27 protein-coding genes and 1 pseudogene are annotated in these 25,403 nt (G+C 59.5%); 9 read left to right on the top strand and 19 right to left on the bottom strand.

The window, feature by feature from the left end:
* Positions 1-8 precede the first annotated feature (8 nt).
* The 9 genes from Q2K57_RS15210 to Q2K57_RS15250 all read right to left on the bottom strand — a co-directional run bounded on the left by Q2K57_RS15210 (position 9) and on the right by Q2K57_RS15250 (position 6,294).
* A complete protein-coding gene (locus Q2K57_RS15210) occupies positions 9-1,376 on the bottom strand; it encodes a sensor histidine kinase (RefSeq protein ID WP_304525590.1) in 1,368 nt (455 codons plus the stop codon).
* On the bottom strand, positions 1,357-2,022 hold the full coding sequence (locus tag Q2K57_RS15215; protein ID WP_304525591.1) for a response regulator transcription factor: 666 nt from the start codon (positions 2,020-2,022) through the stop codon (positions 1,357-1,359). The genes Q2K57_RS15210 and Q2K57_RS15215 overlap by 20 nt, the downstream gene beginning before the upstream one ends.
* A 4-nt stretch (positions 2,023-2,026) precedes the next feature.
* Positions 2,027-2,497 (bottom strand): plastocyanin/azurin family copper-binding protein, encoded by a 471-nt coding sequence (locus tag Q2K57_RS15220; protein WP_112056397.1) that lies wholly within the window; start codon positions 2,495-2,497, stop codon positions 2,027-2,029.
* Positions 2,498-2,747: 250 nt separating this feature from the next.
* Entirely contained in the window at positions 2,748-3,188 is a 441-nt protein-coding gene (locus Q2K57_RS15225) for a DUF411 domain-containing protein (protein WP_240724526.1), read from the bottom strand.
* A gap of 104 nt (positions 3,189-3,292) precedes the next feature.
* A complete protein-coding gene (locus tag Q2K57_RS15230) occupies positions 3,293-4,078 on the bottom strand; it encodes a cytochrome c (protein ID WP_112056399.1) in 786 nt (261 codons plus the stop codon).
* Between the two features lie 337 nt (positions 4,079-4,415).
* Positions 4,416-4,742 carry a hypothetical protein gene (locus Q2K57_RS15235; RefSeq protein WP_276605467.1) on the bottom strand — a complete coding sequence of 109 codons (327 nt, stop codon included), beginning with the start codon at positions 4,740-4,742 and terminating at the stop codon, positions 4,416-4,418.
* 573 nt (positions 4,743-5,315) lie between these two features.
* Positions 5,316-5,729, bottom strand: coding sequence for a hypothetical protein (locus Q2K57_RS15240; RefSeq protein WP_112056401.1), 414 nt, complete (start codon positions 5,727-5,729; stop codon positions 5,316-5,318).
* Between the two features lie 106 nt (positions 5,730-5,835).
* A complete protein-coding gene (locus Q2K57_RS15245; protein WP_112056403.1) occupies positions 5,836-6,069 on the bottom strand; it encodes a hypothetical protein in 234 nt (77 codons plus the stop codon).
* A 9-nt stretch (positions 6,070-6,078) separates the two neighbouring features.
* Complete coding sequence (locus tag Q2K57_RS15250) at positions 6,079-6,294, bottom strand: multicopper oxidase domain-containing protein (RefSeq protein WP_258396695.1); 216 nt, start codon at positions 6,292-6,294, stop codon at positions 6,079-6,081.
* A 255-nt stretch (positions 6,295-6,549) separates the two neighbouring features.
* On the opposite strand from Q2K57_RS15250, the gene Q2K57_RS15255 reads away from it, so the two are divergent.
* The 4 genes from Q2K57_RS15255 to Q2K57_RS15270 all read left to right on the top strand — a co-directional run bounded on the left by Q2K57_RS15255 (position 6,550) and on the right by Q2K57_RS15270 (position 8,192).
* Positions 6,550-7,065 carry a Spy/CpxP family protein refolding chaperone gene (locus tag Q2K57_RS15255; protein ID WP_112056405.1) on the top strand — a complete coding sequence of 172 codons (516 nt, stop codon included), beginning with the start codon at positions 6,550-6,552 and terminating at the stop codon, positions 7,063-7,065.
* A 263-nt stretch (positions 7,066-7,328) separates the two neighbouring features.
* Positions 7,329-7,541, top strand: coding sequence for a hypothetical protein (locus tag Q2K57_RS15260; protein ID WP_304525592.1), 213 nt, complete (start codon positions 7,329-7,331; stop codon positions 7,539-7,541).
* A gap of 67 nt (positions 7,542-7,608) precedes the next feature.
* Positions 7,609-7,755, top strand: coding sequence for a hypothetical protein (locus tag Q2K57_RS15265; protein WP_168709075.1), 147 nt, complete (start codon positions 7,609-7,611; stop codon positions 7,753-7,755).
* The gene (locus Q2K57_RS15270) at positions 7,752-8,192 is read left to right on the top strand and encodes a DUF411 domain-containing protein (RefSeq protein WP_112056407.1); all 441 of its coding nucleotides are present in this window, start codon (positions 7,752-7,754) and stop codon (positions 8,190-8,192) included. The genes Q2K57_RS15265 and Q2K57_RS15270 overlap by 4 nt, the downstream gene beginning before the upstream one ends.
* A 217-nt stretch (positions 8,193-8,409) precedes the next feature.
* On the opposite strand, the gene radC is transcribed toward Q2K57_RS15270, so the two are convergent.
* The 6 genes from radC to Q2K57_RS15300 form a co-directional block, all read right to left on the bottom strand.
* Positions 8,410-8,907, bottom strand: a complete 498-nt coding sequence (gene radC, locus Q2K57_RS15275) for a DNA repair protein RadC (protein WP_112056409.1) — start codon at positions 8,905-8,907, stop codon at positions 8,410-8,412.
* Between the two features lie 11 nt (positions 8,908-8,918).
* Positions 8,919-9,530, bottom strand: a complete 612-nt coding sequence (locus Q2K57_RS15280; RefSeq protein ID WP_112056411.1) for a lambda exonuclease family protein — start codon at positions 9,528-9,530, stop codon at positions 8,919-8,921.
* A gap of 60 nt (positions 9,531-9,590) precedes the next feature.
* Positions 9,591-10,328, bottom strand: a complete 738-nt coding sequence (locus Q2K57_RS15285) for an ERF family protein (protein WP_112056413.1) — start codon at positions 10,326-10,328, stop codon at positions 9,591-9,593.
* A gap of 11 nt (positions 10,329-10,339) precedes the next feature.
* Entirely contained in the window at positions 10,340-10,525 is a 186-nt protein-coding gene (locus Q2K57_RS15290; protein ID WP_112056415.1) for a hypothetical protein, read from the bottom strand.
* A gap of 96 nt (positions 10,526-10,621) precedes the next feature.
* The gene (locus Q2K57_RS15295; protein WP_112056417.1) at positions 10,622-11,590 is read right to left on the bottom strand and encodes a DUF932 domain-containing protein; all 969 of its coding nucleotides are present in this window, start codon (positions 11,588-11,590) and stop codon (positions 10,622-10,624) included.
* Between the two features lie 1,481 nt (positions 11,591-13,071).
* Complete coding sequence (locus Q2K57_RS15300) at positions 13,072-14,709, bottom strand: hypothetical protein (RefSeq protein ID WP_112056421.1); 1,638 nt, start codon at positions 14,707-14,709, stop codon at positions 13,072-13,074.
* 616 nt (positions 14,710-15,325) lie between these two features.
* Between Q2K57_RS15300 and Q2K57_RS15305 the strand changes: the two genes are divergently transcribed.
* Together Q2K57_RS15305 and Q2K57_RS15310 are read left to right on the top strand one after the other, a co-directional pair.
* Positions 15,326-15,427 carry a helix-turn-helix domain-containing protein gene (locus Q2K57_RS15305; RefSeq protein WP_181463124.1) on the top strand — a complete coding sequence of 34 codons (102 nt, stop codon included), beginning with the start codon at positions 15,326-15,328 and terminating at the stop codon, positions 15,425-15,427.
* A gap of 196 nt (positions 15,428-15,623) precedes the next feature.
* On the top strand, positions 15,624-15,788 hold the full coding sequence (locus Q2K57_RS15310) for a hypothetical protein (protein WP_304525593.1): 165 nt from the start codon (positions 15,624-15,626) through the stop codon (positions 15,786-15,788).
* A gap of 814 nt (positions 15,789-16,602) precedes the next feature.
* On the opposite strand, the gene Q2K57_RS15315 is transcribed toward Q2K57_RS15310, so the two are convergent.
* The 4 genes and pseudogenes from Q2K57_RS15315 to Q2K57_RS15330 form a co-directional block, all read right to left on the bottom strand.
* Positions 16,603-18,161, bottom strand: a protein-coding gene (locus Q2K57_RS15315) for an IS3 family transposase (RefSeq protein ID WP_304525493.1) whose coding sequence is annotated in 2 segments (ribosomal slippage) — positions 16,603-17,682 and positions 17,685-18,161 — 1,557 coding nt in all. Because the reading frame shifts where the segments join, the coding sequence is not laid out codon by codon here.
* Positions 18,162-18,823: 662 nt separating this feature from the next.
* Positions 18,824-20,126, bottom strand: a pseudogene (locus Q2K57_RS15320) (ISL3 family transposase).
* A 29-nt stretch (positions 20,127-20,155) separates the two neighbouring features.
* Positions 20,156-21,529: an MFS transporter gene (locus Q2K57_RS15325; RefSeq protein WP_112056430.1), complete on the bottom strand. Its 1,374-nt coding sequence runs from the start codon at positions 21,527-21,529 to the stop codon at positions 20,156-20,158.
* A gap of 34 nt (positions 21,530-21,563) precedes the next feature.
* Positions 21,564-21,851 carry a metal-sensing transcriptional repressor gene (locus tag Q2K57_RS15330; RefSeq protein ID WP_112056432.1) on the bottom strand — a complete coding sequence of 96 codons (288 nt, stop codon included), beginning with the start codon at positions 21,849-21,851 and terminating at the stop codon, positions 21,564-21,566.
* 597 nt (positions 21,852-22,448) lie between these two features.
* Here Q2K57_RS15330 and Q2K57_RS15335 point away from each other — a divergent pair.
* From Q2K57_RS15335 to Q2K57_RS15345, 3 genes are all read left to right on the top strand, one after another.
* Positions 22,449-23,363 (top strand): cation diffusion facilitator family transporter, encoded by a 915-nt coding sequence (locus Q2K57_RS15335; RefSeq protein ID WP_112056436.1) that lies wholly within the window; start codon positions 22,449-22,451, stop codon positions 23,361-23,363.
* A 140-nt stretch (positions 23,364-23,503) separates the two neighbouring features.
* Positions 23,504-24,142, top strand: coding sequence for a thioredoxin domain-containing protein (locus tag Q2K57_RS15340; protein WP_240724523.1), 639 nt, complete (start codon positions 23,504-23,506; stop codon positions 24,140-24,142).
* Positions 24,139-25,374 (top strand): M23 family metallopeptidase, encoded by a 1,236-nt coding sequence (locus tag Q2K57_RS15345; RefSeq protein WP_112056440.1) that lies wholly within the window; start codon positions 24,139-24,141, stop codon positions 25,372-25,374. The genes Q2K57_RS15340 and Q2K57_RS15345 overlap by 4 nt, the downstream gene beginning before the upstream one ends.
* The last annotated feature ends 29 nt before the right edge of the window (positions 25,375-25,403 follow it).

Here is a 25,403-nt window from a genome sequence, read left to right on the forward strand (position 1 = left end):
AACTGAATCTAGCCTGAGTCGCTGGAGGAATTTACGCGTGCTGTGGCGGTTGGCAGCACGATGGTGACGGCCAGGCCCCCCGCGACCGTCGCGGCGAAGGTCACGCGCCCCTCATACTGCTCGACCAGCTGCCGAAGGATCGACAGCCCCAGGCCATGACCCGGGCGCCCTTCGTCGAGGCGGAGCCCGCGTCGGCCCAGTTGGGCGAGATCCGCCTTTGCCACGCCGGGACCGTCATCCTCGATGACCAGCGTCAGCGTCAGCGTCGTCGTCACGCTCAGGCGACAGTGAACGTCGCGCTGCGCCCATTTCCCGGCATTGTCGAGGACGATCCCCAGCATCTCGGTGAAGTCCTGGCGCTCGACGCTGACCGTGGCCCGACCATCCTGCGGTCCATCAAGGTGAAAGCGCTTGTCGGGGTGCAGGGTGGCGAACATCTCGATCAGTCGCTCGGCCTCCTGCCGGACGCGGGTGAACTGGCCGGCATAGGGGCCAGCGATGCGTGAACGACGCAGCTCCGCGTCAAGCTGAGCCTGCATGTCCTCCAGGCGGGTCAATAGCTTTAGGCGGCGATCGCCGTCGATGGGGCGGGAGCCGCGAAGCACCTGCGTGACGGCCGCTAGGGGCGTCTTCAGCGCATGAGAGAGGTTGGCGACGGCGTCCCGCGAACGCTTGAGTCGCTTGTCCTGCTCGTCCATGAAGCGGTTGAGCTGACCGACCAGGCCATCCAGTTCTGATGGCGTGTCCAACTGCAGGCGCTCGCGATACCCCGCACGCAGTTCATCGAGTTGCCGCTGAAGCCGAACCAGGGGTGACAGTCCTGCATTCACGGCGACCAGGTTGAGCGTAATTAGCAGGAGCAGTACCAGGCCCGCGATGCCACCGACCCACCAGTGCAGGGTGGCCAGGCCGGCTTCCACCTCGGCGAAGTCCTCGCCAATCAACAGGGTGCCGGAGGTGCCGTCTTCCAGGGTAAAGATCTCACGATAGACCAGCAGGTGCCGCTCATCCTGCCCCCGCACCTCGAGCAGGGTATCGTCAACGCCTTCCAGGTAGGGGGTGAGAGTGCTCAGCCAGTCGGGGTGGGAGGTGCTGACCGTGTCATCCAGCCGCAACACGTAGAGGTGATGAAACATCTGCGAGGTCAAGCTGGCGGAGTCCAGCCAGGGTTTCACCTGGGACTGTTCCTGATGCAGCCGTTGCAGCGTGTAGTGCGCCTCCTGGCGCAGTCGATCGCCCAGGAAGTCGCGGGCCAGCTCACGCAGCAGGATGCCATGCAGTAGCCAGGTGATAGCGACGGCAATCAGAGCCACGCCACCCAGCCAGAGGAACAGGCGAAAGCGCAGGCTACGACGATCAGCGCGAAGCAAAGACATACCCCTGGCCGCGACGCGTCTGGATGATGTGCTTGCCCAGGCGGCGGCGCAGCCGCCCGATATAGACCTCGACCAGGTTCGGGGCGGGGGCATCCTGGTCCAGGGTGTAGAGCTGGTCGAGCAGGCGCACCTTGGAGTGCACGTGATCCGGATGATGCATCAGGTAGCGCAGTAGCCGAAATTCGGTGGCCGTAAGGGAGTGCCAGGTCGCCCCGTCGGTGCTGACTTCTTGAGTCTGCTCGTCCAGTTGCACCCCGTTGACGGTCAATCGCTGGGCCAAGCCGCCGGACTGTCGTCGTAACAGGGCATGCAAGCGGGCCAGCAGCTCGGCCTCGTGAAAGGGCTTGGTCATGTAATCGTCGGCTCCTCGCCGCAACCCCACGACCTTGTCTTCCCAGGTGTCTCGTGCGGTCAGTGCCAGGATGGGCAAACGATGGCCCTGCTCCCGCCAGCGTTGCAGCAGCTCCAGGCCAGAACCGTCGGGAAGGCCGATATCGAGGATGGCGAGGGAATAGGCTTCCGTGGCCATCAACGCGTCGGCCACACGCATGCGTGTGGCCGTATCGACGCTGTAGCCCTCGTCCTGCAAGGTCTCCGCCAGGCTCTCGGCCAGTAGGTCATCGTCCTCGACTAGCAACAGCTTCATGCGTTCATCCCTGGAAGTGGATCTCTCCGTTCATGCCTGACTCGTAGTGGCCGGGAATGTTGCAGGCGAATTCTAGCGTATCGGTGTCCTGCGGGGCGGTCCATACCAGGGTCGCGGTCTCACCCGGGGCGATGGTCACGGAGGGCATGCCGCCGCCGTGCCCGCCGTCACCATGTCCACCGGACATGTTGTGGCCGCCGCTCGATGCCATCTCGCGCATCATTTCGCGGTGTTGCTCCTGAGCGGCGGCGTTGCCGATCACGAACTCGTGCTTGAGGTTGCCGGTGTTGGTGATCTCGAACTTTACCGTCTTGCCTGGCTCGATATCGAGCTTGCCAGGGGTGAACCACATGTCACCGGCCTCGAAGCTGATGGTGCGGTCCACCTGAGCGTGATTCTCACTGCCATGTTCGCCGCTGGCCAGGACCGCGGTAGAGGCGAGGCCCAGGGTCATTGCTAGGATTGTCTTGCGCATATGGATAGCTCCATTGGGTCAATCGGCAGGTCCGTTTATAAGTCATCAAGCTGAATTTGGGCTGAATGCCGAAAGGGGCTTAGCAAGGAAACAGTGAGCATCCGACCTCATCTTCCAAGCGGCGAGGCACCTTCTCATCACAGGGTCGTCAGGGACTAGAGCGAGGTCACTCCGGTCCCTGGACGGAGGATGCCGGACGCCCGCCGGCTGTCTCTCGATAGGTGTCCGGCGGGGCATCAGGCGGGTCTCGCTATAGAGTCATGAAGGGCGACTCCTGGTGGTCCCGGAACTGGTAGACCTCATAGGGCTCCGTCTGCGGCCCCGGCATGCCTGGCGTGCCACTCGGCATGCCGGCGAGCCCGATGCCATTGGTGTCGGGTTGTTGTTCGAAGAGCGCTTCTACTGCTGCCAGGGGGACATGCCCCTCGATCACATAGTCGTCCATGATGATGGTGTGGCAGGCGCCGAGGCCGAAGGGGACGCCTGCCGCCTTCTTGATCGCGCTCAAGTCCTTGTCATCGACGATGGTGACGTCGATACCCGTTCGTTGCAGGTGGCGGGCATAACCATCGCAGCAGCCGCACTGGGGATTCTTGTAGAGTGTGGCCTCGTCCGGCAGGGCAGCATGAGCGGTGGTGGCGCCCAGCAGCAGACCGGTCGCCAGCAGCAGGTGAGGCATGGTGAGTTTCATGAGCGATCTCCCTTGTCGGAGGTAAACAGATATTTGATGAGGGTGGCAATGCCGAAACCTAGGCACAGTCGACCTGGCAGGCGGGGAGGAGGAACCAGAGGGCCTCAATGCGTGTGGCCGTCCGCATAGTGGTCGTTAGTGGATTGTGGCGAGGACGAGGCATCCTGGCGCGAGTCGGCCAGCTGGAGTTTTGCTGCGGGTTCTGCGTCTGCCGAGGCGGAGCCTGAGGAAGCCGACTTGTGCTCGCTCATGGCGGTCATGTCACCATGCTCATGGTCGTGGCCGTCATCTGCCGGCTCGTGAGAGTCGTTTGCTGAGCGAGCCATAGCGCTGGTGTCACCATGGTCGTGGTCGTGGCCATCATGCTTCGCTTGATCGGCCATTGGGCTGTCAGGACGGACCAGGTCCTGGTAATCCTGCGGCGAGAGTTCGGGCAACCGCTGCAGGAAGGCCACGATCTCCCATAACTCCTGGTCGTCGTGGGTCACGCCCCAGGCTGGCATGCCAGTCATCTTGATGCCGTTCTTGATGACCCAAAACTGCTGCGCAGGATCTTGATGAGTGGAATCCGAGAATGTCGGTGGCATGGGATTGAGACCGGCACGAAGTACCGTGCTCTCGAGGCTGGGCTTGAGGTGGCAGGCCGCACAGAGGCCATCATAGGCTTTGGCCCCGGCTTGAACCATGCTGTCACTGCTTAGGTCGGGAGCTTCTATCTCTTCGGCCCCGGCCTCTACCGAGGCGTGCATGGTAGAATGCAGGACTGACTTGACAAGCGGAAGGTGCTCGTCCGTTGCTGCGACGTTGTACATTCCGCTATGCATGACCGCCATTCCTCCGACGGCAAGGAGGAGTAGGGTAATGATTCCACCTAACGCAAGTTTGAACATCTTTAACATAGTCCTATATATGGGTATCGGGTCTGGAATGGTTGTCTCCCGGCTTTTTGAGCGCCCGGGCCGATCTCCTACCAGCCTTTCATTGCATCTACAGGTGGCTGGAGGTGAAACGCTTGTTGCAAAGTAGGCTTTTTCGGCGACGTTGCTTACCGTCTCATCCTACAGGCCCCGCAGGTCGACCGCCGTATCCATTCGTCAGTGTTTGTCAACGGTCATGGGAGGCTTGCCTACTCTCATGGTTTAATCTTCGGTTCGTGTAAACGCAGGGCATTGCCCACCACGGAGAACGAGCTGAATGACATTGTCACGGAGGCAATGGTCGGAGACATCAGCAGGCCGACGGCGGGGTAGAGCACCTCGGCGGCGATGGGTACGCCCAGGCTGTTGTAGCCGAAGGCAAGATCTGATTCTGCTTGATATTGCGCATGGAGGCGCGTCTAAGGCGGCGAGCGAGAACGATGCCCTTCAGGTCGCCCTTGACCAGGGTGACGCCGGCGCTCGCCATGGCCACGTCGGTGCCGGTGCCCATGGCGACGAAGCGCCCCTCGGCCTGCAGTGCCTTGACCTGCTCCGGCAGCACCCCGGCGATGATCTCGTCGATTCCCAGCTCCTTCGCTACGGCCTGGGCCGTGGTCTGGCTGTCACCGGTTAGCATGACGATGCGGATGCCTTCCTCATCAGGGCGTGGATAGCTTCGGCTGTAGTGTTCTTGATCGGGTCGGCGCCAGTGTCGAGGCTTCTTCGTGACAATGGTTGTCTCGGCGTGACGTCATGTCAGTAACTCTATTGCTGACCGGCTTGCTATAGATCGTTTGCCTTATCGAGCAGGCGGCGACTTGGGGCCGAAGAAAGATTGTGATCAATAACTACTCTTCTGGCTTGAATGCCTTAGTGTTACCCCAAGGTCAAGCCGTGGCCGTTAAAGGTCATATTTTAGCAATAGAGGGTTTGATTTTGTGCGTGCACTTTCCCCGTGTTTCATGAAAGTGGTTAGTATGGGCGACTTTTCTGAATCTAGGCTGAATAGGCAAGTGAGGTCGCGGTGTGTCGAGCAGTGAGGGGGTGACCTTTCTCCCCAAGATCTGGTCTGGTGCTATTTTGGTAGCAGCCAAAGTGTGCTATCAGGGGTGGGGTGTGTCTCTTCAACGCAGCTAGCGTTGAAGAGACATCCGGCAATGACTAGGCCAGCAACGATCGGCCTAGTCGGTGACGAACTAATTGGCTAGTTTTATTCGAAGTCCAAGTGCAGGTTATAGCGCTTGGAAACTTCATCAGGGCTTCCCATCGCATTCCCTTCCACTTCCAGAATATAGGTTCCGGGCGCTACTCGTTTGGTAATCAGGAAGTGACCTCGTTGATCTGAGTCCTTGGAGACGAGGCGCCCTTCTTCGTCGTATAGACTTCCCTGGATATTGACGCTAGCACTAGAGTCGCTGGCCAGGTGCTCGCTACTGAGCTGTACGATGCTCTCATCGATTACTTGAATTCTATAGCGTTTGGGGTTGGAAGATATGATCTGGCTATCACTCTCTCCCTCGTTCAACATCAATAGCTCTGACGTCTGATTACCGGTGACGGCAAAGGTCGTCATTGAAAATAGACCTAGCATGGTAGCACCGAGAATAGTGGCATAACGTTTCATGATTGACCTCCTTGGCTGTTTGGCAAGAACTAGCATGGAGGGGAAAGCTGAAACGGCACTGAAAATACACAAAATTGATTTGATATGACCTAGCCGTCATTTTTATCTAGCCATACCATGCCATGCAGAGTGTCGAGTGAAGGCTGGAGTATAGGGCATCCTCGACCTTGTCGGGGGTAGCATATTTCAAGCGATCGAAGAGTATCGAGCCCTGTGAGTGCTCGGCCCTCGGCGATGGCCAGTTCGCCGGGGCATCGTAGCCATCGCTGGCCTGAGCGCCAGCGGCCACCAGCATGGCGAGGGTAGAACCGGTACCGATAACGACAGTCTTGGACTTCATGAACATCCCTTACGCGACTTTGACGACCCGGAACATGCCGGCATCCATGTGATAGAGCAGGTGACAGTGGAAGGCCCAGCTGCCCTCGGCATCGGCGGTGATCAGGGCAGATACCCGTTCGCCGGGCTTGAACCACATGTCACCGGTCTCGAAGCTGATGGTGCGGTCCACCTGGGCCGTGGCCTGACTACTCTGGTCACTACCACCTTTAGTGCCGCCGGCCACGCTGCGGTGGCCGACTAGCCGAGTGCGATCGCCAGTAATGTCTTGCGTATGTGGATACCTCCGTTGGCGTCAGTGGAAGGGTCCATTTCTTCGCATCAACCTGAAACGAAGCTGAAACCGTTGCCGCTCACTGTCTCACTGAACACCTTGACTTGGGGGGTGCACATAGGTTGTAAGTTCATAACGGTAGTTCATGCCCCTTGCCCAACCAAAGAAGTCGTCGTCACTGCGATCATCAAAAATAGGAGAAAGACCATGATCAACTATAAGCAAGTAATCGCCATTGCGCTGGCCTCTGGTCTGGGCATCGCCACCAGCGGTGCCGCTTCTGCTCACGGGATGCATCAAGGCACCCAGGGAGCTGGCGGCATGATGATGGGCGGCGGCCAAGCTGGCATGGGCCCCGGCATGATGATGGGCGGTGGCCAAGGTGGCATGATGCCCTGTCCCCTGATGGGCGGTATGGGAGCCATGGGCGGCGCGGCAGCAATGCTCGACGACGAGCAGCTGAGCACCCTGCGCGAAATGCGCAAGGCACATCGTTCCGCCTACTTTGAGCGGATGGGTGAGATGATGAACCTGCGCGAGGAGATGCTGCTGCTTATGCAGGCTGATCGTCCGGATTCAGAGGAGGTAAAGACACTCCATGGTCAGATGGCTGATCTGCACGGCGAGATGATGGCAGACGAGGTACGCATGCGTAACCAGATGCAGGACCTGCTGACAGACGAGCAGCGAGAGCGGATGCGGCGGGGCAACGCAGCGCAGTAACGCTCCCCTAACGCTCCCCAATTCCTCTGCGCACTCCGCCAGGCGTGGAGCGTTTCTTGATATCGCTCCGGGTTGTGCTGGATAGATATGGTTACTCGCCCGCCTAGCGCAGAATGGCCTCGCGATAACGAGGAAATCGCCATGACCGGTCAGGCCAGACAACCGCATCTCACCCTATGAGGAAGCTTGCTAGCGCTGTTGTTAGCTGTGCTGCTGTTGGTGTCCAGCCTGGCGGCCCAGACGGCCATGCCGACGGCTGCGACGTGGCCCAGGTCAAGGTGCTCAATAACGCCGATCCCGAGTGTGGCGTCTGTGCGGCCATTTCGACAGTAACCCTCGTCATTACCTACTATCAGAATACCCTGGCCGGCATCGGCATCGGCATCGGCATCGGCATCGGCATCGGCATCGGCATCGGCATCCAGGCCGCGGTCGAATTCATCGCCCCGTCCCCGCTCAAACCTCCAAGATCCTGACGCCCACCCTGGTCACACGATGTCCCCAGCATGTCGGCAGTAATATATTATCGTTAGGAGTCACAACATGATGTTGAGCAACGAATGCTTCGCCCTTATGGGCTTGATGGGCTGGCTGATGCCTTTGGCCTTCATGCTGTTTCTGGGCCTCGGCACCGCCGCCTATGCCAAATATGTGATCACGTTCCGTCATTCTCAGGAGAATCGCTCGTGAACCGCCTCGTCCCTTCGCTGTTCTTCTCTGCCGCCTTGTCACTTGGCACCGGCACCGCCCAAGCCGGCTTGCCGGGCCAGGCTATCCTTTATAAGAACCCCCAGTGTGGCTGCTGCGACGAGTATGCCCGCCAGCTTGAGGCGCTTGGCGTCAGGGTTGCCATCGTAGACGACGTACCAATCGGTCAGGTTAAGGAGCGAGCCGGACTTCCCTACGGACTGGGTTCCTGTCACACCATCGAGATGGGCGAGTATGTCATTGAGGGTCACGTGCCCTTCGAGGCAGTGGAGCGGCTCTTCGAGGAGCAACCCGACACAGACGGTATGGGCTTGGCGGGTATGCCCATCGGCACCCCGGGTATGCCAGGGCTCAAGCAGGAAGAGTGGGATATCTACCAGTTCCGTGACGGTGAGGCACAACCCTTCGTGACATTGTGACTGCTTGAGTCGATGCATCGACGGTCCGGATGCACGAGCACCCGGACCATATTCATCTTTCAAACGACTATTTGTTATGCGCTAGGCATGGCCGACGTTGCCAGCCAGTATGGGTCGAGTTTCACATCCAATGACGAAGCGCCAAAAAATGAAAGCGACCCCTTACAAGCCGGCGCCGCCCCTGAAGGCAGCGCCGGCGTTGTGTTTTCGTTGACGTTCAGAGGTATCCAAGCTCTGCAAAGGATGAGCATCCTTCTGTCCCAACCACGATGTGATCGATGATGCGGATTTCCACCAGGCCCAAGGCTTCTGTGAGCCGCTGCGTGATGCGTCGGTCTGCATCGCTGGGCTCGGGATCGCCAGAGGGGTGGTTGTGAACCAGGATCACCGCAGCAGCATTGCAGGCTAGGGCTTGCTTGACGACCTCACGGGGGTAGACGCTCGCCGAATCGATGGTGCCGCGGAAAAGCTCCTCGAAGCAGATCACCCGATGCTGGCAGTCGAGGAATAGGGCACTGAATACTTCATGCTCATACTCCTGCAACAGCACCTGCAGGTGCTCGAATGCCAGCCCGGGCTTGGTAATCTTGCGTCCCTTGGCCAGTCGTCGGCGAGCGAAGGCTTTGGCGATGCTCAAGAGCTCCGCTTCGGTCACAGTATCGGTTATGCGATAGGTGCCGGCGGTCTCGCCGGCACTCAGCTTGCAGTGGTTCATGATGTTGCTCCTCAGGCCGCCATGACCATGTCCATGCGGCGCTCCAGTTCCTCGTAGAACGCCTCGACCCGCTCGGCGATGGTGCGAATCATCACCTCGTCCCGGTAGGCCCGCTTCACGAACAGCGGCATGCCCGGCCAGTAGCTGACGAAGTCGATCCACTCCCGCTCGCTGACCCACAGGCCACCCTGGCACTGCGCGACATGCTCCTGGGGCAGCTCGTCTGCTAACAGCAGCTCGATCTGATACTTGGGCAGCTTGGTTTTTATCTCGACGAGGCCGTTGCCATCCACCAGGCAATCCGGCGAATAGCCGACTCCGTGGTTCAAGATGATGCCGACCTGCTCCAGGCGTGGCAGCCCAGCGGATTCGTGATAAAGATCGCGGGCCACCGGCTCCAGCTCGTGGCCGCGCAGTGTATGAGCATTGCCTTGGAAGGTATCGGAGGGCTCGCCAGTGATGCGCTCACCGATCAGCTGGTGCATGTAGCTCATCGCACCGGCACCGAAGCCTCCCGGCCCCTTGCCCTTGACCAGCAGAGTCTTCAGTTCGGACATGGTGATGATGCCCAGACGGGCGGCATGCCACTCGGGCGTGCCCTGTTCCAGTGTCAGGATCTGCATGACGTTCTCCTTCTCGATGACACGGCATAAGCCAGCGAGGGGAAGCCCCTCGCCAGCCGGTCAGTGATGTTGGTGGTTGGGTTGTGCCCGCTTCTGTAGGGAGGCACGCAGCTTGTCGAAGTCGCTACGTGGCACCTGCTCGGCGTCGCTGTACCTACCGACGAACCATTCCTGAGTCGTCGGGGGACAGGCGGCAATCAGCTGCCGGATCTGCCCGGCCTGGAAGGGGGTGACCAGCTTGACCGGGTCAGCGGTCTGACCGTTGTCGTCCTGGCCGCGGGTTGTGATGTTGAGCAGGGCACACAGCACGTAGCGCTTGCCGTAGCTAGTGGACGAGCCGAATGCCTGGACGGCGTTCTTGCTGCCGCTGGTATCGGCCGGCAGCAGCATGCTGGTCTCTTCCCGATGGCCGTCCTGATGCATGAGCACACCGGTGACCTGAATCCCGCGCTCCTGTGTCTGAATGCGAAAGCTCACCGCGAAGCCGTGTGTCTTCATGATCGGGCGCACGGTATCGACGATGTCTTCCAGAGTGGCGTAGTGGCCGTTGTTGGTTTTCCCGCGCTCGGCGATGCTGGGCAGTTCGGTCTGCATGGCCGCCATGGCAGCGCTATAGGCCATCAGCGCCTGGCGATCGAGCACGCGCTCCTGCATCTGCAGCAGGCGCTCCATCTTGTCGATATCGACCTCAGGGTTGAGGGCGGCCCGCTCGATCACCTGGATGATCGCCGTGCTGTCCGGGATGGCTTGCGTAACCGGTGCTTTGTTGACGGTTTTGGGATGAATAGGGGTTGCCATAATGGCCTCCGTTAGCGATAGCGTTGGATGACGTCAGGGAGTTGTTCGATAGGCACCGGCTCAAGGGACAGGGCCACGCGATAGACGCGGCCCTTGGCTAGCACGTGGGTCTCTGTTGCGTGTTCGCCGGCCTCCAGCAACTGACGCGTCAGCTGGGTCAGGACACGGCACATTTCGAACGTCATGGGCGGTTGCATTGGCATCTCCAGAAACAGTAACGCCCGGCCTTTGAAGGGGCCGGGCGCTATGCCGTGATGAGGGAAAGACTGAGTGGGGATGTCGCTACTGGGAAATCAGCCCACCAGCGCAAGCGCCGACTCCAGGGCCTTGTCCTTGAGATTGGCTCCCTGGCCAAACCAGGCGGAATCCATGCGGTAATCATTACCACGGGCGCGCTTCTCATGGTCCACGTACTCGGTGACCGCGTTTAGCAGCCCCCAGGCGGTGCTTTGCGCCGTGCACAGCCGCGAGCCGCGCCCCTCACCCTGGAAAAGCTTATGGACGCGATTGAGGGCACGGACGTTGGGCAATTTAGAGGGATCTTCCAGCGGTGCCTCGGTGTTGCAGATCACCGCCTGGAAGTAGGCTCTCGCTTCCTCCTGGCTGACCTTGCGCTCGGCCAGCGTTTTCAGGCGATACATGAAGTCGTCCCACTGTGAGACAGATATCCCCAACTGCTGCTTGACCAGCTGAGGACGGAACTCGGTGCTGTGAGACACTTTCACCCCTTGCGACATACCGTCCACGGCAATGGACAGGGTGTTGTTGCATACCACCCGCACCGAGGTCGGGGTGGCGACGGTGGCCAAAGACCCATCACAGGACGTCGCCAACAGCAGGTAGTCGTTGACCTGGTCCTGGCCCTTCAATGCCCCGCCCAGGCCACTCTTGGCCAACGCCCAGAACTTGCGACCGCCCTTGAGCACACCGGCAGTCTCGAGCTCATAACCCGCGTATTCCGTCAGATCCCGGTAGAACTCCAATACCTCTTCTGGCTGAACCACCTTGTAGCGCTGGGAGACCACTGATAGCGGGACCTTGGTGTCTGAGCGATAGAGCACCTTCTGCTCCGGAAAGGAATGGATGCTCCCCAGGTGGCCCGCGCCATCTGCAATGAAGCGCACTGGAGATTCATCGATGTGCCAATCCATGCCGGCTTGCTGCCGCCAGACTTCCAGCGGCTGGTGACGCGAAAGCTGCTGGCCCAGGCCATGCCAGGGGGTGTCACCGACGTAGGCCATGTGTTCGATTTGATGTGCCATGAGAAATCTCCTGAACGAAAAAAAGCCGGCTGAGTGCCGGCTGATGGGATAAGAGGATGAGTCGTGCCGGGTCAGGCCAACTCACGAAACGCGTGGCCACACCCCAGACAGAGCCAGGGGATGCCTTCTCCGGGAGGGAACAGGTTTACAACTAGGCGATCGCCAGCCGCAGCTCCAGCGATGCCACCTGATGCGCCGGCGACGACAGCGGCAGCGGCTCGGGTGAGCGGAAATTGTCTGGAAGAGAGCAGGTTTCCGGGAGAGTAGAGCGACCCATAGGCGCCCTGGAGCGTACCGGCCATTGCGCCGGCCGCGATCCCGAGTTTGCGGGCGCTCTCGAGGTTGATGACGCGCTGCGACTCGCAGCGTAAGCAGGGTGGGGGCATTTCATGTCTCCTGTGACGGCGGTAGAAGCCCGGAAGAGGTTTGGCTCACAGGAGTGATATAGATTTCAAAAAAAATGGAACAGAACCTTTACATGCAGCTCTGCTACTTTAGTTCTAGCGCCATTTCCGATGGGCCTGTCGGCAGCGTGCCAGAGTTCCTTCCAGACGTGCTTGTCAGGAGTGTGAGGCCGGGCAGCAGTCATCGCGGCTGACCCACACGATGATGAGGCGGGTGTTTTTGAGCACGACGTTACGACGTTAGGCACCAAGTTTTTCGAAAAAACAGCCTCAGGAGTGGGCAACAGACGAGATTTGCAGCAGCGAACGTCGTCTTGTCGTGGACGTTCTGTATATGTCCAGTGAAGGCACATCCGGATCTCAAGTTCTGGATCGTGGCAGATTGCCTATAGCACGATATCTCGATTGTCTAGGTCGCCCAGCAGCGAGGTCTCTATATCGACCTTATCCAGACCTGAATCCGCAAGGCCAAGCGCCAGGACTGGCTGCTGGCCGCGCCGCTTCTAACGGTCCGGACTGAAATCAGTAACCAATCGATTCTCCTGTCTTACTCTGAGGAGGTCGTCATCAGGAACCTTTGGTATGGGGCTCAATCGCCGTGGGTTGGCCAGGGATCGACGCTGTGCGGTGTTCAGCGAGCATTGCCTGGCGGATCTGGCTGATGGACAGGTGGGCTGGGCATCTGGCCCGCCCTCGGGAGTTTAGCTTGGGCACGTTCCACTGAACCGAGTCCTGGCGAGGGGGTAGGGTAGTCGTCGGAAACGCTGGGCGGTGATGACGCGCTACTTAGATGACGGCACATTGCCGATTGAAGGCGACCAAGTGGAGATTCTGATTCTCCACCTGGTCGCCGGGAAGATCCAACTGGCTGGTCGCCCGGCCACTGCGCATGAGCCCGCAGGCCTCCAACATCATGAGCCTGAGCCGGCCTACCAAGCTTCACGGCCACGAGCCCCATGCCTACCCTGAAAGGCATACAGGGTAGGCTTCCGACCTAGAAAGCCGGTCGGGTCCAAAATCCCCCTCCAAACTGGCAGGTAACCGCCTAAGTCTCGACACGCGATGAATGCAGATTGGTCAGAAATGCTGCATGGCGAGCCCTTTTGGACCGATCACCCAATGGCGTTTCGAGCCACGTTTACCGTTGCTACAGCAGGTAATCCCCTGGGCATCCAGCAGTGGGGCGGCACGCTTGAAGGCTGCGCCAAGGCCGCGCGCCTCACGTGGCCATTGGCTGTCCGACACACAGGTCGGCCGGAACTGGCCCAAGATGGCCAGCCAGACCCCCGCCGGATTTTCGACGGCTTCCGTGATGGCGTTAATCCTCAGGTATTCAACAACTGCCTTGGCAATCGGCTCCTCTTCAGTCATCTCGCAGAGCCGCTCATTGCGATATGCCTCGTATTGCGACCAAAAGGCCTCTGCACTGCCGGTCAGTGTGTCGGAGACAATCATTCCGATACGACAGAAATCGTGCCAGCCGTCCGGTACTCTCCGATCCAAGCTCACTTGGCCGATATTGGCATGTGCCTTTCCGAGCATGCCAAGCAGTGCATTGAAGACGCGACTCTGATCTTCGCCTGGTAAGCTCTCCTGCGTATGCCATTGGGAAGATGCCTTGCCCGTCTGATCTGTTGAGGGTGATGGCATTTCCAGACTCAAGGTGAGTTCTACTAATTCAGGTTGTGTGATGACCGGTTCTAGGCTGCTCAGCAAAAAAGCACGCCGCACAGCGAGACTCGATGTAATCTCATGGCAACCAATAGCTTTCCATTCCAGCCTGCTTTTGCAGAGCAACTCAAACATACGTCGCTGTACCGCCGAACTGAGCCCGTCTTCGACATTGTCCAGGTTGAGCACATGATGCCGCCAGGCTTTTTGATCTACGTCCTTGACCTTTGAGGGTGTATCACGAATCGCATTCTCCTTGATTACCGGATCTAGCGTGCGCTTGATGACGTCTTGTAGTTGTGCCATTCCAGATTTAAGCTCTCCTGTGAGTTCCAGAACCAGCTGCTGACGTTCTGGCATCATGCAAAGCACCATGAACGTATAGATCAGCAGGTCTCGATCTTTCGGAATCGGCACATACGACTCAATGATACGCACGCCTGAGGGGGCCATCGCACTGGGACCCTGGATATACACCGTGTGAAAGGGGCGACAATTGGCGGGATGCCAGTAAGGATAGGCGAGCTCTGGCTGAATCATGTTCTCCTGTTTCGGAGGGAGCATCATCACTTTTCCATTCAGTGCGATATATCGATTACCGTAATCGTCTAGCCAGGTTCGTCCATTACCGATTTCCGCAAAATCCGGGTAGTCCCCCCGAATGATCTCAAGCGCGTCCCGGACATTTTGGTCCGAAACGTCGCGGTTGTCATGGCTCGCTGCTATGTGCTTGATGATCGGTGCAATCATCTCCGCTTCCAACATCAGTACGGGACCGCCGAAGTTCGGTACAAGGAAATATACGCCGTTAGGATCAGCTACAAGGCGATAGGCTTGGTGAAGGATCTGCCGGATGAGGTTGGCCTTGCAGGGCTTGGGTGGCCGTCCCGCCCGGGAAAAGGGCAGTTGCTGGCTCGAGCTGTATCTACAGGTGCTTGCGGAGGAGATATCCTGATAGTTTATCTGGGAGTTAGTGGGTTGATTGGGAAGATATGTACCGTTCCCTGTTGCGGATTGGTTGAGGGGATATGGGTTATCGTACATTAAGCTGGTTCCTTAGTTTTCTCTTAGGGCATGATGTTTATGTTTTTTACTTGCCTTCGCATGTTATTTGTAGCGCTGTCTGTGCGCTCGGTTACTATCAGGGTGTAGCGTATTTGGTATATACATTTTCCTGTAAGTTGAGTTTTATTTTCCGCTTGAAGCTGTAGCCAGTGCGTCGGTTTTTGATTCGAGGCCTTCCATTAATCCAAGCTGGAAATGCTATGTTTTATCGTCCTAATTCCTCCAAAAGTTGTTGTATTTATATGTGTTAAGGGTGTCGGGGCGTATGAGAAGCCCGCCGTCCTGATCTTTCATCCACCCAGTGGATGGTGAATAGCGCCAGTGAGGACCGAAGGTCATTAGCCTGGAGCAGGGTTGGCTTCGTTAAGGGGTGTTTTTCCCACCTATATCGTCTTCTGCAAGCTCCTACATGTTGAATCTCCTTCATTACTGATGTTGCCAAATTTAGCAGGTTGAACATGGAGTGAATAATGATTTTTTTTAACTTTGGGTTTGTATGTCGTTAGATGATAAAAGATGCTTTTGGATGCTTCTGGACATACATGGTAACTATTTTTGTATGAGAAATTTTCAAGGAGCCCGTCCCGATCTGTGCTTGAAGACCCGTAGCTGGGGCGTCAGGCATATCGCCGATGAACTCGGTGTCAGCAAGAACACCGTCAAGCGCTACCTGCGCCAGGGTGGATGGGCGCCCTAGGCCAGCCTGCAGCGCACCCGTTCACTTGATGTTCTGGATCACTGTCTGCAGTACCGCCTCCTGCAGCTCATCGGCATTGCCGCCGTGGTGCTGCAAGTCCTGTAGCTCGAACACGGTCTTAACCGTCAGCCTGCGGACGCTGGAACGCGCCTGCGAATCCTATTGCCAGGCGCTGGCCGCCGAAGACAAGGCGACGGTGAGATTCGAGACTCCACCTCGCGAGCAGCTTCAGATCGATTTCGGCAGCCGCCAGATCACCATCGGCAACGAAGCGACCAAGATCTACCTGTTCGTCACTACCCTCGGATACCCCCGCCGACACTACGCCCACTCCTTCCGTCACGAGCGTCAGTTGGTGTGACCGCCGGCATGGAAGAGGGGCTCATTGGCTCCGTAGGGTGCCAGAGCAGGTACTGCTGGATAACGCCTGGGCACTGGTCGACCACCACAATGCCGCCAGCCTCTAGGCGGCCTTCAACGATTAGCGTTTGGTCTTTGCCCGCTACTGGGGCTTCCGGCCGGTGCCCAGCACTCAGTATCGCCCCGTACCAAGGGCAAGGACGAGCGCGGCGCTGGCTACGTGCAGCGCAACGCTATCGCGGCCGGACATTTCTAATCGGGGTCAACAGGGGGGCTGGAGGCCTACCTGATTTGGTGGATGCGTGAGATTGCCGACCAGCGGATGCAATACGCCACCGGTGAGCTGCCGGCGGTTCGCTTCGCAGTTGAAAGGGCCAGCCTGCAACCGCCGAACGACAATCCGCCCTTCGAGCAGACGTGGAACTCGGCAGTTGCTTCCAGCGCGATGCCACCGTTGAGGTCGCCACAAACCTCTACTGCGTGCCCTGCCGTCTGATAGGCGAGCCGGTTTTAGTCAGCGTGACCGACGGTGACATGCGGGTTCAACATGTCGGCCAGGAGTTAGCCCGCCACTCCGAGTTGAGCTGGCGCCCTGTGGTGCGGTTCCTGCCGTACCATCTGCAGTGCATTGTCAGCTATCGGCCGCCCAAGGTGGCTACTACGGGGGCTCTGGAGCCAAGCGGGAAAGTGGCTACCTTGGATCTATCATCCTCGACTGGCTGCTGCACCACAGTCACGTCATCACTTTTCGCGGCTGCAGTTACCGACTGTCGGAGTCTGTCAACATAGTTGGCACATGAAATGACTTCGGCTCTTTAAAACCCTGCTGCCTGTGGCACCGGGTCCCTCTCGGGGTTCAGGTGCACTACCTCTGGCAGGCTGAGTTTCCGGATGTCACCCGACCAGCGCTTCGGGTGACGTTGCTTCGCCGCCTCGAAGACCTCTCGGCGCTGCGCCAAGATGCCTTTGGCCTCGCCGTTATGGCGCTGGCTCGGCGTGACGTAGCGAAGGGCGCTGTGACGGTGCTCGTGGTTGTACCACTCGGTAAATTGCTGAACCCAGTCCTGGGCCTCGGCTAGGGTGGCGAAACCGTCGGCGGGGAAGCCCGGCCGGTACTTCAGCGTCTTGAAGGCCGACTCGGCGAAGGCGTTGTCATTGCTGACCCTCGGCCGGTTGTACGACGGGGTGATGCCCAAGTCGTAGAGCTTCTCCAGGAATGTTGCCGCCTTCATCGGACTGCCGTTATCTGAGTGCAGAATCAAGGGCTTGTGAAGATCGGTGAGGTGCTCTCGCCAGCAGGCCTTCTGGATCAGCTCAGCGGCCAGCTCACCGGTCTCCGTCTCGTAGACTTCGTGCCCAACGATCTTGCGGCTGAAGACATCCATGATCAGGTACAGGTACCACCAGGTGCCACGCGCGGGGCCGGGAAGCCACGAAATGTCCCAGCACCAAAGGCGGTTCGGCGCCGTGGCTTGATGCGTGGTCGGAGGGCGCTTGCGCTGTGGGGCCTGCTGGTGGCCCCGGTGATGTTGCTGGCCAACTTCATGAAGCACTCGGTACATCGTCGACTCAGAGGCCAGGTAGCAGCCCTTATCCGCTTGATCGGCCACGATGAAGGCCGGAGGGCGGCTCCGATACTCGGGGGCATTGCACAGCGCCACGATTGCCTCTCGCTCCTCGGGAGACAGCTTGTTGGCCGGCTCCGGACGGTCGGCATCGGGACGGCGATCAGCCGTCACCTCGCCCTCAGCGACCCAGCGGTAGTAGGTCCTTACGTTGATGCCCATCACCTGACAGGCCTTGGCCAGCCGAGCACCGTCACGCTGGGCATCTTGCACCAGGGTCACGATGCGCTGGCGATCCGGGAGGCTGGTCAGTCGTCCTCGTCGTTGGTCGTGCCCCAGATCGCCTCTGCCTTTTTTGACAAGGCCAGCAGCGCCGCCGTCTCGGCCAGTGCCTTGTCCTTGCGGCGCAGTTCTCGCTCCAGCTTGCGGAGCCGCTTCTGCTCCTCCTTGCGGGCCTGGCGCTGTTGCTTGGCCTGCGCTGGGGCATCGCCATTGGCGTTCATGCAGGCATCCCGCCAGGCCTCCACCTGCTCGGGGTAGAGCCCGCGCTCACGGCAATAGGCGCTGAGTTCGGCCTCGTTCATCGGGGCCGTTTCCAGGACGATCTGGAACTTCTCTTGGCTGGTCCACTGGTCGGGCTGGGTCGAACGTGATGGCAAAACCTGTCCTCTTGTTCTGGCCTGTTTTCGCCAATTGTAGAGGGTTGTCGCGGTGATGCCTTCCTGCTCGGCCAGTTCCGGGACGGTCATGCTCATGGGCGGCGCCATCTTCTTGAGGATGGCTTCCTTACGTTCTGCGGGGTAACGCATGTTGATCACCTCTCAATCCGTTTAGGTGACAACTACGTTGACGTATAGGGTCAGGCGCGGACGGCCACGACGTTATCTCTCCAAGGTGTGAGAACCATCACACATCAATTTATGACATTGAACCGTTCAAGCTGATGTAGAGTCAGGCAGTTAAAAATTCCCACCTCGACTCCCCTCCCAGCGGTTCACCTCTAAGGCGATCATCTCAGTACCAGCAGCGCATCAGTCACACTGGGCGCAGAGCCGATGTGGCACTGAACTGCCTATTTCTGGCGACAATCGAAGACGCATTCCTCAGAAGCATCGGGCTGCTTTCCCTTTGGCGTTCCGGTTTTGTGGAGCCCATTGAGTCACCAGCGCTCTCCCCTGCACATTTATGCCCGGCAGATCATGGTGCTGCGCTTGTTGCTTGAATTCAGGAACGCCAATAAAGGTTGTCCGCTTTTCATCAACTGCACCAAGCGGTGCGGTACCCAAGGTTTTCTGGTGCTCCAAACGGTCTAGCTGCTCAACCTGCCTGAAATACTCCAGTTCTTTGCGGTATTCCTTTAGCTCAGCGGGGAGGCGGGGATGGCAACTTGCTGCTGGCGCGGCTGAACAGCATCAAAGAATTCTGGGTATCCGGATTAAGTGGTAGATGGAGCCTCCTGCTCCTTCGACCATTAACTCTCCCAGAAGGTTGATAGATCGACGCCGTAGTTCTTCTCGGGCTCGGGGAGACCCATGCTGTAGGTCATGGTGGCCTTGCCCAGGAAAGGGGATTCCTTTATCTGTGGCGCCTTCTTCTTGTGCTTGGTGGTGTAGAGCATCCGCGCCTGCATCACCTCGAATGAGTAGCCCCGGCCATCCCGGTTCTTGTCCTTGGCCAGCCGGTTGATCGACTCCGTGAAGGCGTTGGTGATCGGGATGTCGGTCTCGAAGTAGGTCAGCATCTCCTCACGCCATGAGCTGACGGCGCTGACAAGATCCTTCCAGACCTCCTTCTGCCCCTGCGGGATGTCGTCAATCCAGGCAGCTAGTGCCTGCTCAGCATCTCGCCGGGTGGCACAGTCCCAGATGTGGTAGAACTGTTCCTTGTGCTCTTAGGCTGACAGCAGCTGAGGGAAGGCCCCCCGTCCAGGTCTCCATGATGAGCCGTTCGCGGTCTGAGACATCGTGAGCCCGCTTCAGCAGGATCTTCCTATCACCCTTGAGCGTCCGTCGCTGGTTGGCCGTCAGCTCCTTCCTGAGCCCCTTGCGGACCTTCTCCAAGGCCTCGTTGGCCATACGCACCACATGGAACTTATCGACCACGATGCGGGCCTGTGGCAGCACCGCCTGGACGGCACGGAGGTAGGGCTTCCACATATCCATGCTGACGATCTCGACCTTGTCGCGCTCGGTCATGCTCATGAGCCGCTTCGTCACCGCGTCCTGCTGACGACCGGGCAACAGGTCCAACAGGGTGCGCTCTTCCAGGTTGGTCAGGATGCAGCGGTAGCGGCGGTTCAGGTAAAGCTCATCGATGCCCAGGCAGTGAGGTGTCTCAAAGCGGTGCCAGGCAGCCAGGAACTCAGCCTTCTTCTTGAAGATCTCGCGAACAGTCTTCTCGTCGAGGCCGGTGGTATCGGCTACATAGGCGTAGGGGTGGTTGAAGGCCTCCTTCTCGACGTGGCTGTAAAGCCTCCGCGTCATGCGGTGATCGTCTACCATTTCCGGTAGAGCTGGCCGGAACGTCCTTCCACACGCCCGGCAGGTGTAGCGGCGACGGACTACCCAGAGGGTGACCCGCTTTCCGTGGATGGGCAGGTCTCGGTAAGCCACATCGCGCTTGCCAAACCTGACGAACTCTCCCTCTACGCGGCACTCCTCGCAGGCCACAGGGACCGGAGCTTCAACCTGAAAGTGGAGGTCATGCTCTTCCATCTTTGTGCCCAGGATGCGGTATTCCGGTGAGTGAAGGACGTTGTCAGGCAGAATGCTCATGCAAACGTTCCTTGAGCCTCTTTGTCATGTCACGACGGCCATCTCGTGTGATGGCCGTCGATCACAAAGGTGTGCCGATGCCGGCCTCTCGAATGATGGTGGGGATGGCGATGCGGTTCCGGCCCCTCCCATCCCTCATGCTCATGTTGGTGGTGCTCGTCGTGATAGTGCAGATAGGTATGCGCCACCGGGTCGTGGTCATGCTCGAGGACCAGCGGATCCCGTGCCGGCCAGACACGGGTCGCGAGCGCCGTCGACAGCAGCGCAATCGCCCCCAGCAGGGCGAAGGTCTCGATCAGCCCCACCTCGGCCCCAACCCAGCCGGCCAGCGGATAGGCCACCAGCCAGCAGGCATGCGACAGCGAGAACTGGGCGGCGAACAGCGCCGGACGGTCCTCGGAGTGGCACGACTGCTTGAGCAGGCGCCCAGTGGGCGTCATGACCAGCGAGGCGCCGGCGCCCAGCAGGAACCACAGCCCCATCAGGCCGGCGAAGCCGGGCGCGAACAGGCCGAGGAACAAGCTCACCGTCATCAGCGCGGCGCCCGCGAGCATGATCGGGCGTTCGCGCACGCGATCCAGCACCTTCGGCAGCAGCAGGGCCACCAGCATCGAACCGCCCCCCACCGCCGCGAAGGCCATGGCCACCGCCTGCTCGCCCAGTCCCAGGGTAGAGCGGACGTAGACCACGGTATTGACGATCTGCATGGCGCCGGCGGCCGACACCACCATGTTCAGGCCCAGCAGCCCGCGCAGCCGAGGCGTCTTCAGGTAGATCCTCATGCCGTGAGAGACCTTACGCCACACGCTCGGTGCCTCGTCCTCCGCCGCCTGGGGCGACGGCAACACCACCGAGACCACCAGACCGGCCGAGACCAAGAAGGCCAGGCCGTTGAGCAGGAACAGCACATCGAAGCGCATCACCATCAGCAGCGCCGCGGCCGCCATGGGGCTGAGCAGGTTCTCGAGGTCATAGGCGAGCCGCGACAGCGATAATGCCCGGGTGTACTGTCCCTCGTCCTCGAGGAGATCCGGGAGCGTCGCCTGGAAGACCGGGGTGAAGCCAGCAGAGGCGGCATTGAGCAGGAAGATCAGCACATAGATCTGCCAGACCTCGGTGACGAAGGGCAGCGCGCAGACCACGGATGTCCGTAGCAGGTCCAGGCTGACCAGCAGAGTGCGGCGCGGCAGACGCGAGGCATAGGCCCCGACCAGCGGCGCGATGCCCACATAGGCCACCATCTTGATCGCCAGGGCCGTGCCTAACACGATCCCCGCTTTCCCGGCCGCCAGGTCATGGGCCAGCAGCGCCAGGGCGACAGTTGTCAGCCCGGTGCCGACGAGGGCGGTGACCTGGGCCATGAATAAATGGCGGTAACGACGGTGACTCAGCACTTGGAGCACGGGTCCTCCTCGAGGCGTGGCTGTCGGTTATCGGTTACAGGTAGCGAACGATCGCCTTGAAGTCTTCAAGTTGTGCGCGCTGGTCTTGATTCCGGCCCCTGTCGTGGGGGCCGATCGCTGCTTCCAGGCAGTGGTCGATATGGTCGTGCACGAGGGTTCGCTTGGCCTGCTGGATCGCCTTCTCCACTGCATGCAGCTGCTGGGCGATGTCCAGGCAAGGCCGCCCGTCCTTGATCATCTGGGCCACGCTCTGCAGATGTCCCCGGGCGCGACTCAAACGCTTGATGATGTCGGGATGCGACTGGTGGGTATGCGATGTCATGCGCAGCTCTTTGTTGGTATTCCTATCCCTCTGGGGGGGGATTAAGCTCAAAGACGCTATCGTGCCAATGCCCCAGGGGACTCGGCCAGATCGCGCCTCACTATCGGTCTTCGCCCCCGAACTGGTCTGCCCGTATGCTCCTCAACCGCCTGTGTCATCGCCTCGGTCACCTGACCCTCCTGCTGCTTATCGTGCAGGGGCTGGTCATGTCCGGCATTGGCGAGATACGCGCTCATGGGCCGGTCGATTCGGCGGCGGTCGAGCACAGGCTCCAGGGGGGGCTCCCGGAAGCGCATGGCCACGCGCATGCGTCGACCAGTTCCGTGAAGTCAGGCAGCTGTGGCTCGGCGAGGACTGACGTTACCACCATCAGCAGTAAAGCCAAGCTCATCAGCCAGGCGTGCGAGTAAGGCTTGGGTATCACAATGGGCTCCTTCTGGGGGCATGGAACATGGTAGCCAATTTGGTGCAGCGCCCACTATGCAAAGTTCCACACGCCTAATCCCAGCTCACTCTTCAACAGAGTTCGGGCTTGAAGCTTGAGTCGCTATAGGTTTTATATTGCTGGGTCATCACGTGACACCACAAGGATAACGCATGGGACATCATCACGATCATCCCCACATTGATCCCACCTCTGGTGATCGTCGGGTGAGCATCGCCATCTGGGCCAACGGGATATTGACCATTGCCCAGATCGTTGGGGGTATCCTGGCGGGAAGCCTCTCGCTGATCGCGGATGCGCTGCATAATTTTTCCGACATGGCTGCGCTTGTCATTGCGTTTGCTGCCCGCAAGATCGCGAGACGACCGCCAGACTCACAGATGACGTTTGGCTATGGCCGAATCGAGGTTGTCGCAGCGCTGATCAACTACACCACCCTCATTATCGTTGGCATTTATCTAATTTATGAAGGCGCCATGCGCATGATCGACCCGCCAGAGATTAAGGGCTGGATAGTCGTAATCACCGGTATTGTCGCTCTTCTTGTCGATGCGCTAACGGCCTTGCTCACCTGGTCGATGCAAAAACATAGCGTCAATATCCGCGCCCTCTTCCTGCACAACCTGTCGGATGCCTTTGCGTCCATCGCCGTGATCATCGGGGGCTCACTGATTCTGCTGTATGATATGCGCTGGGTAGACCCTGCGATTACGATCGGCATTGCGCTCTATATTCTTTATCTCGCCTTTACTGAGATAGGCGGCCCTGTCCGGACACTGATGTTGGGCTCGCCACCCGATATCGATGGTCAATCAGTCATTGAAGCCCTGCGTGACGTCCAAGGGGTTGAGGATGTGCATCATGTTCACCTATGGCAAATGCAGGAGAACACCGCCGCGCTTGACTGCCACGTGGTTATCACGGAAGCCGGATGGCGCCAGCTCGAGGCGATCAAGGTAAATATCAAAGCTCAGCTGAAAGCGCGCTTTGGCATTGGCCACTCCAGTTTGGAATTTGAGCATATTGATCACGCTCATCAGGATGCCAACCTTTTTGGGCATGAGTAACACGCCATATTTGCTTGCTCAGGCACCCATCAGCGGCTGAGCTCCACTCAGCAGCATCCTGAGCTTGCTTTAAACCCAACTCTTTGAAATTGAGAGAAAGAATGTACAAAAAAGCGACTTTTATCCTGGTCGGAGCGTTGATGCTGACGGCCATCATCGTGATCGTGTCGAGGCCCTCGCTGTTGGGCATGGGCGCCGAGACGGCCAGCCGAGAGGGGGCACAGGCCGAGAATTCGCTGGTGCGTGCACACTCGCCGGTCCTGGGGCCGGAAGAGGCACCTGTGACGATCGTGGAGTTCTTCGACCCGGCCTGTGAGGCCTGCCGCGCCTTCTACCCGCTGACCAAACGCATCCTGGAAGAGTACCCCGAGAAGGTGCGGCTGGTGGTGCGCTACACCCCCTTCCATGGAGACGTATCCGAAACCGCCATTCGCGTGCTGGAGGTCGCCAGGCGTCAGGATGCCTTCCAACCGGTGCTGGAGGCGCTGCTGGCTCGCCAGAGCCAGTGGGCGGCTCATGGCAGTGTCGATGAGGAAGCGATCATGGAGATCGCCAGCGAGGCCGGGCTGGACAGAACCGCAGCCGAAGAGCAGCTCAATTCACCAGAGGCACAGGCGGTCTACGACCAGGACAAGGCTGACGTCGAGGCCAACCAGATCAGCAAGACGCCGACCTTCTTCGTCAATGGCGAGCTGTTGGACCCCTTCGGCATGCAGGAGCTGGTCGACGCCGTTAACCGTGAGGTAGCCGAGGTCTCCGGCGAAGAGGATGCATCATGACACGACGCTGGTTGCTAGTGGGACTGATGGTCCTGAGCCCCGTGTTGGCCGAAGCCCGTGGGCAAGAGCGTGCCGGATTATCACCTGCCAAGCCGGCATCGGACAGGGCACAAGCTATCGCGAAGGTGGGTCGCGTCGCTCAAAAGCTCACCGTGGAACCAGGGGATACCCTGGACGCACTGCTGCAACAGCTTGGCGTGAATACCGAGACGCGCACCCAAGCGGCGACCTCGCTGGCGGAGAGGTTCGACCCGAGACGATTGCGGCCCGGAGATCGTATCACTTTCACCTCTCTGGCGACGGGACAGCCGGTGTCGGTGGCCATCGAGCGTGACTCGGGTATTCAGTACGTCGTCACCCTGGGTGAGCGTCCGTCGACGCGCATTGTCCAGCCTCGCCTCGACACCCTGACCCTGGGTCGTGAAGTAGTCGTCAAGACGTCACTCTATGCCGCCTTGGCGGCTGAGGGGGTACCCAGGCGTTTCGCTGCAGAGCTTGACATGCTGCTGGGCGGACTCATGGACACACGCCGAGATATCTCGGGTGGCGAGCGCCTGCAGTTACTGTGGGAAGAAGATCGCCGTGAGGATGGCACTCGAGTCGGGCCTCCCCGTCTGACCTATATGGGGTTGGCTGACCAGGCGGAGCGGCTGGAGCTAGTATGGCCGGCGGACCAGAGAGCCAGCGTGATGCTCTTCAAGGACGGTAGCCTCCAAGACACCTTGCAGTTCCCGATTCTCGGCGCACGCCTGACATCCCCCTTCGGCAACCGGCGCCATCCCGTGTACGGCGGGGTCCGACGTCATGACGGTATCGATCTTGCCGCGCCTCGCGGCACCCCGGTCATGGCCACTGCGCCGGGGCGCGTCTCCTTCATCGGTCGCCGGGGAGGTTATGGACGTGTTGTCGAGATAAAACATGATACGGGCACCATCAGTCGCTATACGCATCTCAGCCGTTTCGCTGCCAGCCTGGCGGTCGGGGCCCCCATCAAGGCCGGCGACAAACTGGGTGAGGTAGGGGCTTCCGGACTCGCCACGGGGCCCAACCTGCACTACGAAGTGAGAGTGGATGACCGCCCCGTAGATCCCCTCGAGGAAGGGCAGCGCATTATTCTGAGTGAGTCACCCACACGCCAAGAGTATCGCAGCGCACTGTTCGAGGCTCGGACACGTCTGCAAAAAGCCATCGGAACGTCCGCTGCTTCCGGTCTTGCCGCAATGGTGAACTGACAAGCCTTTAGGTGGACTTGCTGTGAAAC

The organism is Halomonas sp. I5-271120, assembly GCF_030553075.1.
GTDB lineage: Bacteria > Pseudomonadota > Gammaproteobacteria > Pseudomonadales > Halomonadaceae > Onishia > Onishia taeanensis_A.